The organism is Cysteiniphilum halobium (genome assembly GCF_003574425.1).
Classification (GTDB): domain Bacteria; phylum Pseudomonadota; class Gammaproteobacteria; order Francisellales; family Francisellaceae; genus Caedibacter; species Caedibacter halobius.
Window position 1 is genome coordinate 41,749 of sequence record NZ_QLIU01000042.1, and the last position, 11,285, is coordinate 53,033.

10 protein-coding genes are annotated in these 11,285 nt (G+C 39.0%); 6 read left to right on the forward strand and 4 right to left on the reverse strand.

Translation table 11 applies throughout. The annotated features are described in order from the left end of the window. Position 1: 1 nt before the first annotated feature. Entirely contained in the window at positions 2 to 1,969 is a 1,968-nt protein-coding gene (dnaX, locus tag DNK85_RS08210; RefSeq protein ID WP_119329097.1) for a DNA polymerase III subunit gamma/tau, read from the reverse strand. 253 nt (positions 1,970 to 2,222) lie between these two features. Here dnaX and cgtA point away from each other — a divergent pair, with 253 nt between their 5' ends. The 5 genes from cgtA to DNK85_RS08235 all read left to right on the forward strand — a co-directional run bounded on the left by cgtA (position 2,223) and on the right by DNK85_RS08235 (position 7,930). Beyond that, positions 2,223 to 3,248 (forward strand): Obg family GTPase CgtA, encoded by a 1,026-nt coding sequence (cgtA, locus tag DNK85_RS08215; protein ID WP_119329098.1) that lies wholly within the window; start codon positions 2,223 to 2,225, stop codon positions 3,246 to 3,248. A 19-nt stretch (positions 3,249 to 3,267) separates the two neighbouring features. Further along, positions 3,268 to 4,602 (forward strand): LysM peptidoglycan-binding domain-containing protein, encoded by a 1,335-nt coding sequence (locus DNK85_RS08220; RefSeq protein WP_119329099.1) that lies wholly within the window; start codon positions 3,268 to 3,270, stop codon positions 4,600 to 4,602. A 235-nt stretch (positions 4,603 to 4,837) separates the two neighbouring features. Next, entirely contained in the window at positions 4,838 to 6,217 is a 1,380-nt protein-coding gene (gene fumC / locus DNK85_RS08225) for a class II fumarate hydratase (RefSeq protein WP_119329100.1), read from the forward strand. Then, entirely contained in the window at positions 6,218 to 7,159 is a 942-nt protein-coding gene (locus DNK85_RS08230; RefSeq protein WP_119329101.1) for an ABC transporter substrate-binding protein, read from the forward strand. 33 nt (positions 7,160 to 7,192) lie between these two features. Then, positions 7,193 to 7,930 carry an MIP/aquaporin family protein gene (locus tag DNK85_RS08235; protein WP_119329102.1) on the forward strand — a complete coding sequence of 246 codons (738 nt, stop codon included), beginning with the start codon at positions 7,193 to 7,195 and terminating at the stop codon, positions 7,928 to 7,930. On the opposite strand, the gene DNK85_RS08240 is transcribed toward DNK85_RS08235, so the two are convergent. The 3 genes from DNK85_RS08240 to asd form a co-directional block, all read right to left on the reverse strand. Further along, complete coding sequence (locus DNK85_RS08240; protein ID WP_162896621.1) at positions 7,927 to 8,181, reverse strand: BolA family protein; 255 nt, start codon at positions 8,179 to 8,181, stop codon at positions 7,927 to 7,929. The two genes, DNK85_RS08235 and DNK85_RS08240, sit on opposite strands and share 4 nt — an antisense overlap. 4 nt (positions 8,182 to 8,185) lie before the next feature. Further along, the gene (locus DNK85_RS08245; protein ID WP_119329104.1) at positions 8,186 to 8,770 is read right to left on the reverse strand and encodes a 5-formyltetrahydrofolate cyclo-ligase; all 585 of its coding nucleotides are present in this window, start codon (positions 8,768 to 8,770) and stop codon (positions 8,186 to 8,188) included. Positions 8,771 to 8,851: 81 nt separating this feature from the next. Continuing rightward, positions 8,852 to 9,688: an archaetidylserine decarboxylase gene (gene asd, locus DNK85_RS08250; RefSeq protein ID WP_119329105.1), complete on the reverse strand. Its 837-nt coding sequence runs from the start codon at positions 9,686 to 9,688 to the stop codon at positions 8,852 to 8,854. A gap of 111 nt (positions 9,689 to 9,799) precedes the next feature. On the opposite strand from asd, the gene DNK85_RS08255 reads away from it, so the two are divergent. Beyond that, on the forward strand, positions 9,800 to 11,164 hold the full coding sequence (locus tag DNK85_RS08255; RefSeq protein ID WP_119329108.1) for an L-serine ammonia-lyase: 1,365 nt from the start codon (positions 9,800 to 9,802) through the stop codon (positions 11,162 to 11,164). The last annotated feature ends 121 nt before the right edge of the window (positions 11,165 to 11,285 follow it).

The window sequence follows — 11,285 nt, forward strand, 5'->3', positions numbered from 1 at the left end:
TTTAGCCCTTAAGTTTGATGTTATTTTTATTAAGCTGAAAACCTAATTGCTCTAGTTTTTGAATTTCAGGGTTTACCTTCAAGGAGGTATAAATCTCATCGATTTTTTGTGTTTTTTGTTGTTGTATTACCTGTGCTGGTGTGACTTGTGGCGTCATAGGAGAGGCTGTTAGTTCAACAGCATGATCAGCTGGTGATATAGTAGCAGCGGTTGTTGTAGAGCCTTCTGTTGATTGTCTTGTCGTTTGCTCGTTACGTGATACTAGCATGATGTCAGTATTCACTTTAGCTGGTTTTTGTTCATGATCTAAATGGCTAAAAGCCACTTTAATGTTGGATCCTTGTTTAAGGCTTAAAGCATCTTCAATTCTCTTAATGGTATTTGCAGTAATGAGTGCTTTAACCGCGTCAGCAGTATGCAATGTATAGACGCTTTGCGTGTGTTCAATTAGGCTTGAATTCAAGACAATTTGTAATGCAGTGCCTTTAAGTCCAAGACTTTGGCTTAAATGGCACCAGTCAATTTTATTATTGTTTATCACAGTTGTAGTATCTTTAACAATAGTGTCAGACTTTAGAGGGATGGCTATATTATCTGCTATTTCAATTGCTGTGTGTTTATCACTAGGTTTTGATTCTATAGCAATCGTTGGCTTGGTTGATTTATTCAGCTCTTTATCTTCTTTTGCAGTGCTTGGCGGTACAGCTTCATTCTTAACTGGTGCAATAGCAGTTGCTTTACTTTGCTTGCTGACAGATTGAAACTCATTTGGTGCAGATAGTGTTTTTTTAAGCGCACTTAAATCAGGTTTTTTGCTTAAGCTTGATGCTGTTTTGACATTTGTTACTGGTTTTGTATGGGTCGTGACTTGTGATGCAGGTAGCAAATCCAGTGAAAAAGCGCACAAGCGTAATAGCGCCATCCCTAATCCGCATTGTGCATTTGGTGCTAGATGTAGATCTTCTTTAGCTTTGATTGTTAGCTGATAATAAAGTTGTAAAGTGTCTTTGCTATAATGTTCTGATATGGTTTTCAGCGTCTCATCTGAGCATGGGATACTGGATAAGTTCTGGTGGTTAAAGCCAATAAGGCTTGCGTAATAAAAACATTCTGCAAGAGCGTTTAATACGGATTGTGGCGCTTTGCCCGCCAGAATAATTTCATCTGAGAAGTTAATAATGGCGTTAGTATCTTCTTCTAATAATGCAATCACCAGTTTATCAATCATTTTTTTATCAACAATGCCAAGCATCGTTTGCACAGAATGCGTTAGAATTTCGCCTTTGCTATAAGCAATCGATTGATCGGTTAAACTAAGTGCATCACGCATACTGCCATCAGCAGCGTGAGCAATAATTTTTAATGCATTTTGCTCAAAAGCAATTTTTTCAAGTCCAAGAATTTCAACGAGTTTTTGTTCAATTTGCACTTCACTTAAGTGTTTTAAGTTAAACTGTAAACAGCGCGATAAGATCGTAATTGGTAACTTATGAGGATCGGTGGTTGCTAAGAGAAACTTAACATGCTCAGGTGGTTCTTCAAGTGTCTTAAGCAGGGCATTAAAGCTGTGCTGTGATAACATATGCACTTCATCGATCAGATAAATCTTATATTTACCTTGGCTTGGCATGTATTGGACGTTATCAAGAATATCGCGTGTATCTTCAACTTTGGTACGTGAAGCAGCATCGATTTCAATCAAGTCAACAAAGCGACCTTGCTCAATAGCAACACAGTGCTCGCATTGCCCACAAGGGTGAGAGGACACGCCATTTAAGCAATTAACAGACTTTGCTAAGAGGCGTGCTAATGAGGTTTTACCGACACCTCGCGTTCCAGTGAAAAGATAAGCATGATGTAAGCGATTTTGGTCTAATGCATGAATTAAACTGTTTAAAACATGTTGTTGACCGACAACTTCAGAGAAGTTCTTAGGGCGATATTTACGGGCTAAAACCTGATAAGACATCTGTACACTTTGCTAACTTAAATTGCTAACTAGTATAGCGGTAACATTGCCTAATGCACAGTGCGTTTATTGGTTTTATACCGCCCGCAAACCACTTTATATTATTTCTGGCATTTAATCACTCAAAAGCATCAAAAACTTCTTCGCCATTGAACACCGCAAAATGATTTACGAGCGGTATTTATGCTGTACATTTTTGTGAAATTCTTGGATCATAGACGGCGTAAATAGCAAGATAATAAAAAGGGTTACTGTGAAGTTCGTAGATGAGGCCGTAATTACCGTGCATGCGGGTAAGGGTGGCAATGGTTGTGTTAGTTTTCGACGTGAGAAATATGTTCCTAAAGGTGGACCAGATGGAGGTGATGGTGGTCATGGTGGAAGCATATTTATGTTGGCAGATGAGAATGTCAATACCTTGATTGATTACCGCTATCAGAGCAATTATCAAGCACAAAATGGCAAGCCTGGTGAGGGCAAGAAATGTGCGGGTAAAAAGGGTGAGGATTTATACCTTATCGTTCCTGTTGGTACGATTGCTTACGAGGCGACTACCAATCAAAAAGTTGGCGAAGTGCTTAAAAATGGTGACGTATTAAAACTTGCGCAAGGTGGTCGGCGTGGTATTGGTAATGTTCATTTCAAAAGTAGTGTCAATCAGGCGCCAAGACAGTTCACATATGGTGAAGAAGGTGAGTCTTTTGAGATTCGTTTAGAGCTTAAGCTATTAGCAGATGTTGGTTTGCTTGGTTTGCCAAATGCTGGTAAATCAACACTTATTCGTGCAGTGTCAGCGGCAACACCAAAGGTTGCTGATTATCCATTTACCACAATGTATCCTAATCTGGGTGTTGTTCGTGTTGGCCAATATGAAAGTTTCGTTATTGCCGATATTCCTGGTGTGATTGAAGGAGCTGCTGAAGGTGCGGGTTTGGGCTTGAAATTTCTGAAGCACTTGACACGTACTAAGTATGTGTTACATATTGTTGATGTGTTACCTATTGATGGTTCTGATCCAATTGAAAATTATCATAAAGTTGAGCATGAGCTTAAGAAGTACAGTGAAACACTTTATAAAAAGCCACGTTGGCTGGTGTTAAATAAGATTGACCAGTTAGCAAGTGATAAGGTTGATGAAGTATGTGAGCATATTTTACAAGGTATTGGTTGGGATAAAAAAGAGCCTTACTTTTTTATTTCAGGAATGAGTGGTCAGAACACTGAAAAAATGTTGCAAAAAATTATGACGATGCTAACGTCAAAGGATACTTGGAAATAGATCCTAAAAAGGAGCTTCTGTGATAAAAAAAATAGCCACATTAAGCGCGGCAATCTTAGTATTGTCAGGATGTAGCGCGATTAACCAGTTTTTTAATGGACAACAGCAAAGCGCACCAGTAACCAATATTCCAACACAACAAACCTACTATACCGTGCAGGCTAGTGATTCATTATATGACATATCACGTCGCTTTAATGTCACTGAAAGAACACTTATTTTATGGAATAAACTTAAATCTCCTTATGTATTAACACCAGGGTCGACTGTCCGTGTAGGTCCATTGCCGGGTGAGAAGATTTTGCGTGATGGACAGATGTATACTTATCAAGGCGGGGTGTTAGTACCAGTTGGTGCAAATGGCAATAAGGTAAACACAAGCTCAATTAGCACAGGTTCTAAAGTCTCTGCTGTAGCAGAATCAACAAGCGCACCAGTTGATCATGTTAGTAATATCCCTGTGATTGACTCAAGTGCTGCTCCAGTCACCCAAAGCCAAAATATGCAATCACTACCTGCGGCAACCACAATTCAAAATAAACAGATGAGTCAAGATAAAGAGCTGGATATGCATGATTTAGCAAAAAACAATGATAATGTCACCGTTGATGAGCATCGTATTGCTAAGAGTAAAACTGGTTTTTATACCGTGCAATCAGGTGACTCATTACTTGAAATTGCCTTTGCCAATGGGGTGAGTTTATCTGATGTTCAAGCGTGGAATGATATTAAAGAGCCAAGTGTGATTTATGTTGGTCAGAAACTGCGTGTTGCGCCACCATCTGAGTATAAGGCATCATCTAAGCTAAAAGCAGTGACAGACAAAAATACATCAGATGAATCAGTGGTAAAGTCCAAATCAATGCGTACGACAGCAGTTGAAACAAAGGTAGCAAAAGCGTCAGTTACAACAAATGCTACACCAATAGTAGCAGAAAAAGCAAAGTCAAAACCAATTGTTACCAAAGCCTCAGTGCCAAACGGTAAAACAGTTGCTGGCATTCTCTGGCAATGGCCATTAAAAGAAACAGGTAAATTTGACAAAGATGGTATGGATCAGCAGCGGGAGATTAATGTACCGCCGGGCACTGCAGTTTATGCTGCAGCGGCAGGCAGCGTGTTATACGCAGGTGTTGGCATGGGTGGTTATGGACAGATGGTGATTATCAGTCATGAAAAAGGTTATATTTCAGCGTATAATAATTTAAATAGCATTAACGTTAAAGAATCACAAGATGTTACACAAGGTGAGCTTCTTGGAGAAGTTGGTAAATTTAATGGTGTCAGTGCGCTAGGGTTTGAAGTTCGTCAAAATGGTAATGTCGAGAAGTTATCTCAATTTTATGCATTTTAAATAGATATAACCATCGTAATGAATTAAGAATAAGTTGAATTTTAATTGCCTCCTCATCCGTGAAGCTTAAGCTGCACGGTCTCTCCCACAAGGGGATAGGTACTATCTGATGCAACTTATCTATACACCATTACATAGCGGCGTACTGTATACATAAGTTAGCATTTTAAATGACGTAGGGGCGTATTGCATACGCCAGATGAATGATGAATAAAAAAGCACAAGGAGCAAGTCTATGAACACACGCAAAGAAACCGATAGCATAGGCGAGATCGAGGTTGATAATAGTAAATATTGGGGTGCGCAAACCGAGCGTTCTTTGGTTCATTTTTCCATTGGGCAGGAACGTATTCCAAACGAGGTGATCAAAGCCATTGCGGTCTTGAAGAAAGCCTCAGCAATGGCAAATGCTGATTTGGGGATTTTGTCAGAGGATAAAAAAGCGCTTATCGTGCAAGTAGCAGATGAAATTATTGACGGTAAACACGAAGATCAGTTTCCCTTACATGTGTGGATGACAGGCAGTGGTACGCAATCAAATATGAATGTTAATGAAGTGATTTCTAATCGTGCGATTGAAATTGCAGGTGGTAAGCTAGGAAGCAAAACGCCCATTCATCCCAATGATCATGTGAATATGTCACAGTCTTCCAATGATACTTTTCCAACCGCGATGTATATCTCAGCAGCAGTGGCAGTTAAGAAGAGATTGATTCCTGCGACTAAGCTTATGCATAAAGAGCTAACAAAAAAAGTTAAAAAATGGGATAAGGTAGTTAAGATCGGGCGCACACATATGCAAGATGCGGTGCCGTTAACTTTGGGGCAAGAGTTTTCAGGCTACGCTGAGCTGTTAGCGCAGAATATTGCACGTTTAGAGCATGCGCTTATTGATGTTTATCAATTGGCGATTGGTGGTACTGCTGTTGGTACTGGGCTAAATGCGCCGAAAGGCTTTGCCGAAAAGGCGTGTAAATATATTGCTAAAATTACCGGATTACCATTTGTATCAGCACATAATAAATTTGCCGTGCAAGGCTCACATGATGCATTGGTCGCGTTGATGGGACAGATCAAAGTTCTGGCTAATTCATTATTTAAGATTACTAATGATATTCGTCTTTTAAGCTGTGGACCGCGTGCAGGCTTTCATGAGTTACTCATTCCATCTAATGAGCCTGGGTCGTCAATTATGCCAGGAAAAGTCAATCCAACGCAGTGTGAGGCAATGGCAATGGCATGCGCGCAAGTTTTTGGGCTTGATGTTGCTGTAACGATTGGTGGTAGTGCAGGATATTTAGAGATGAATGTTTATAAACCAATGATGATTTATAATATCTTGCAATCGATCAATATTTTGTCTGATAGCATAATCAACTTTACCCGCTATTTACTCGAAGGTACCAAACCAAACAAGAAAAAAATTGATGAATACTTGCGAAATTCATTAATGCTAGTGACCGCATTAAGTCCAGTGATTGGCTATGATAAGGCATCACAGTTAGCACATTATGCTGATGCGCATGATACGTCATTAAGTGAAGCGAATAAGGCATTAAAATTCTTGTCACAACAAGAGTTTGATCAAGTGGTTGATCCGTATAAGATGGTTTAAATGATAGAAGAAAATGAGTGTATTGCCATTGAATTTGTAAAGCATAAACATTATGTAAAGTATTTTGCATTGCTCCTTTGTTTGGTATTTCCTTTATTGCCATTGCAATTACTATATGCCAATACATCTAAAACTTTTAAAGTTATCTCACTTTCACCAAATACCACCGCGATTATTCATGATGTGATTAAGCAAGCAACAAAAGATAATGTAAAGGGTGCGATTAACACCAAGCTTATCGGTAGTATTTATTATGCCGGACAGCCTAAATACTATGAAAACTATCAGAACATTGGATCGTTTCAAGCGCTTAATGTTGAGAAGATTATTAGTTTGGCGCCTGACTTGGTGATTACCTGGAATGGGCAAACACAACCGCAGGTGATTGCTTTGCTTGAACGCTTTGGCATTAAAGTGACAGTTTTTAATGCTAAAGATCTTACATCATTAGCAACAGCATTTGCTGATATTGGTGCAAGTATACAACTAAAAAACGCAGGGACTGCGTTGCAGAAAACCTTCTTGACTCAGCTTCAGGTATTTATTAAGAAAAAATCGGCTATTGCAACAGTTAAACATAACAAGCCAAAAGTATTGCTGCAATTATCCACGCAACCAATTTTTGTTGCCGGCGGTAGCGGTATTTTAAACGATATTGTGAAGCAATGCGGAGGGGTTAATATATTTAAAGATATTCATAAAATCAGTTTTCAAACAAATATCAATGCCATTATTGAGCGCAATCCTAATGTGATCATTATGTTGTCAAATACGACTAGATGGTATAGGGATAACGTGTCGATGTGGCAGCGTTGGCAGGATTTGCTAGCTGTAAAAAACCAACAAGTTTTCCAGTTATCATCTAACGGAATTTCGCAATTTTCGCCACAAATATTAACAGGACTTAAAAATATTTGTGCTATATTAAGCGCCGCAGATTAGCTTCTGCAAGAAAATAACAAAAGAGGGTAATTTATGTTACATAGCGCTTTTTTTGGAGAGTTGCTGGGCTGTCTTGTATTAATATTGCTAGGCGGTGGGGTGGTTGCAGGTGTTTTATTGAAACAGTCAAAAGCTGAAAACAGTGGCTGGATAGTGATTACTACAGGTTGGGGTTTTGCGGTGATGATGGGCGTTTTTATCGCTCAAGCGGCTGGGTCGCCACAAGCAGATATTAATCCAGCGGTTACTTTAGCAAAGTATTTATTGGGTGGGATTTATCCTTCATTTGGCGAGGTGCTGCTATTATGGATCGCCCAAGTTATTGGCTGCTTTTTGGGAGCTGTTCTTGTGTGGCTTGCTTATTACTCACATTGGAAATATACAGATAATGCGCACTTTAAGTTGATGATATTTTCAACTTATCCAGCCTTGCGTCATAAGGGTAGTAATTTTGTCACCGAGCTCATTGCTACGACACTTCTTATCATATTTGTTGGTGCGTTGATTAGCTATGGTAGTCATTTACCCTTCGCTAATGGCTCTTTACCCTATGTCTTTGGTTTTGCGATTTGGGGGATTGGCCTGTCGTTGGGAGGGCCTACAGGGTATGCGATTAATCCGGCACGTGATTTAGGCCCAAGAATTGCACACGCGATCTTACCAATCCAAGGTAAAGGTTCAAGTGACTGGAATTATGCATGGGTACCAATACTAGCTCCTTTAGCAGGAGCCGTTCTTGGTTTTGTGCTAATTCGACTTTTTATGTTTTAATAAATCTGGATCGATAAGGCGTGAATTTGAGTTTGCATTAATTGGCCTAAACAAGCGTAGATTGCCTGGTGTGCCTTTAGTGTACTAAGTGAAGCAAGTTGTTCACTGGCAATGCGCAATTTAAAATGTGATTTTCCTGCTTGGAATTGTTTATGTTTTTGATGCTTATGGGTTACATCAATGAGTTCTATTGTGCAAGGAGAGAATGCTTTCTCAAGTTTGTCAATAATCTCTTTGTCTAATGTCTTCATGCAATCAGCAGATAATGCGTGTTGGTGTGATAATGGTGTCCATTTTAATATCCCAATCATTCATTGCAACTGTCTGGTGTTGAAATGTATTAAATTGTTGTTCATCAAAAGCAATACCAATAAACTCAGTATGATTAAAAGCTTTGCATAATGATAATGAGCTATCATAAAACCCGCCTCCCATGCCAATGCGATTTCGTTTTAAATCAAAACCAGTCAATGGCACAATGATCATATCAAGCTCCCACGGTGCTAAAATGTTTTCACTGATAAATAATGGCTCTTGCAAGCCATACTTATTAAGTCGTTTAATATTTGTTGGTTTGGCAAAAAATAGTTTGCGCTTTTTGAAAGGGTGTATCACTGGATAGTAAAGCTCATGTGTTTTGCTCAATGTTTTATCAATCCATAGTGGTGAGATTTCTTCTTCAGTAGCATAGTAGCTTGCTATTTTTTTAGGACTTGAAGTTAAAAACTGTGCGTAATAGCTAAAAAATTGTGCATGAAGCTCTTTAGCATGTGCTGTTTTCTGTGTTTTAGAAATTGCTTGACGTTGCTGACGTAAAGTCTCGCGAATAGTTTGTTGCATAGCAAATATAAATATTGGAAATAATATTTATTCTATGAGAAAAAGTATTATTAAGTCGATATGAAATTACAGGAATTATGTTCAGATATAAGTGGCGATTGCTTGACCCATGTTAACTTTGCTGCTTATATGCTCTTGCCATGCCACTTTATTTTCAGGAAAAAGCGTGATGATCGTTGAGCCAAAATTAAATAAACCAATTTCGTCACCTTTATTAAAACATAAGTTTTGCCCGGAATAATCAAAGTGTGTCACTTTGCTATAGTAGTTAGGTGCAACTAACTTGTGCCAAACGGTTTCAATCCCTGCAACGAGCATCGCACCCACAAAAACTATCGCAACTTCACCAATAACAGTCTCAAAATAACAAATCAGACGTTCATTTTTGGCAAAGAGTCCGTCAATGTTTTCCGCGGTTAATTCATTGACTGAAAACAATTTGCCTGGAATATAGGTCATGCGTGTGAGCTTGCCATTGATTGGCATATGCACACGATGGTAGTCTGAGGGGGACAAATAAATCACCGAGAAATCAGTATAGTTCTCTTTCATTGTGTCAGCTGTGAGTGTTTTTAATGAGAAATATTTACCTTTTGCTTGGATTAATTTGCCTTGCGTGATTTTGCCAGCTTGCGTGATTTTGCCATCAGCTGGCGAGATAATGCTGTTATCGTTTGGATCAATAGGGCGCGCTTCAGGCTTTAATTTGCGGGTGAAAAAATCGTTGAAACTAGCATAACTTGTGGGATTTTCAATTAATGCATCACTTAAGTCGATATTAAAACGCCTTATTGCAAGGTTGATTAACTTATTTTTAATCATAGCATTTTCACAATTAGCAAGTTTACCGGCAAGGCGTGATAAACAGGCCTGTGGCAGTATTTTTTGAAGTATTAAAAATAAGGTGTCTTTAAACATGCAGTATTAAGCGATATATTTTTGGTTGGCATTGTAAATTATTTTACATCTGCCAGCCACTGATTTATTGTAAGCAGGTTTTATAGATACATGGGCTTTAAGGGTGAGTTTATGAATATTAGTATTTTTGATTTATTCTCTATTGGTGTTGGACCATCATCATCACACACGGTAGGTCCAATGCGTGCAGCATTTCGCTTTTTGCAAAAACATGAAGCCTTTTTGATGGAAACTAAACGTTTTACGATTGAGCTCTTTGGTTCATTGGCACTCACAGGAAAAGGGCATAAAACAGATTATGCGTGTATTCTAGGGGCCGCAGGATTTGAGCCATATAGCATTGATATTAATGCGGCTGCACTTTGCTATGATCAGATTCTTAAAACCAAAAAAATGAAATTATTGGGATCTTATGAGATTGATTTTGACTATGCGAATGATTTAGTTTTTCACTATAATGAGGCGCTGCCAGAGCATGCTAATGGTATGTTGTTTACACTATGGAATGCGCAAGGTGAAAAGCTTGAGACATTGAAGTATTTCTCAGTTGGTGGTGGCTTTATATTAGATGAGCATGAGATGCATCTGACTAATGATCCTGCACCCGTTGATGCCCATGCCGTGTCTTATCCCTTTGCAACTGCCAAAGAGTTATTAGACCTGTGTGAAAAACACCGAATGAGTATTGCCGATTTAATGATGGCAAATGAATGTACGCTACGGAATAAAAATGAAGTTGAAGAAGGTGTGCTTGCGATTTGGCAGGTGATGGATCAATCCATCGAAAAAAGTTTACAAACAGATGGGGAGCTACCTGGTGGACTTAAGGTCAAACGCCGAGCCTATAAACTTAAAAAACGTCTAGAAGAATCATGTTTAGATATTAAAGATCTTAACTGGTTAAACGTTTTTGCCATTGCTGTCAATGAGGAGAATGCCGCCGGTGGTAAAGTGGTTACAGCACCAACAAATGGTGCGGCGGGCGTAATTCCTGCAGTATTGAAACATCATATCTTAAGTCACCCATCTACGACAAAAAAAGAGATTATCGACTATTTGTTAACAACAGCAGCTATAGGCATTTTATTTAAAAAAGGCGCGTCGATTTCAGCTGCTGAAGTAGGATGTCAAGGAGAGGTTGGTGTCGCCTGCTCGATGGCGGCAGCAGGGCTTTGTGCATTATTAGGTGGTACTGTTGAACAAGTTGAGAATGCTGCTGAAATGGGCATGGAGCATAATCTTGGATTAACCTGTGATCCAATCGGAGGCTTAGTGCAAATCCCATGCATTGAGCGCAATGCCATGGGTGCGGTGCAAGCGGTAAATGGTGCCAAGCTTTCACTATTAGGTGATGGTGAGCATCATGTCAGTTTAGATCAAGTTATTCTGACGATGAAAGAAACTGGAAAAGATATGTCAACCAAATACAAAGAAACATCCCTTGGTGGCTTGGCAGTCAACCTGCCAGCGTGTTAAATCTATGTCATTAACTTATCAACATATATAGTCATTCCAAAATATTTCCATACTGCTTAATCAATTCTTCTAAGGCTGTATATTCTCCATATATCATTTTCTTTTTCATAATTGCAAAATC

Bases quoted from the DNA above. Each gene is read 5' to 3' on its own strand.
- asd (WP_119329105.1), bottom strand. From the start codon at position 9,688: ATGTTTAAAGACACCTTATTTTTAATACTTCAAAAAATACTGCCACAG.
- DNK85_RS08255 (WP_119329108.1), top strand. From the start codon at position 9,800: ATGAATATTAGTATTTTTGATTTATTCTCTATTGGTGTTGGACCATCA.
- DNK85_RS08240 (WP_162896621.1), bottom strand. From the start codon at position 8,181: ATGAAGACATTAGACAAAGAGATTATTGACAAACTTGAGAAAGCATTC.
- fumC (WP_119329100.1), top strand. From the start codon at position 4,838: ATGAACACACGCAAAGAAACCGATAGCATAGGCGAGATCGAGGTTGAT.
- dnaX (WP_119329097.1), bottom strand. From the start codon at position 1,969: ATGTCTTATCAGGTTTTAGCCCGTAAATATCGCCCTAAGAACTTCTCT.
- DNK85_RS08245 (WP_119329104.1), bottom strand. From the start codon at position 8,770: ATGCAACAAACTATTCGCGAGACTTTACGTCAGCAACGTCAAGCAATT.
- DNK85_RS08235 (WP_119329102.1), top strand. From the start codon at position 7,193: ATGTTACATAGCGCTTTTTTTGGAGAGTTGCTGGGCTGTCTTGTATTA.
- DNK85_RS08230 (WP_119329101.1), top strand. From the start codon at position 6,218: ATGATAGAAGAAAATGAGTGTATTGCCATTGAATTTGTAAAGCATAAA.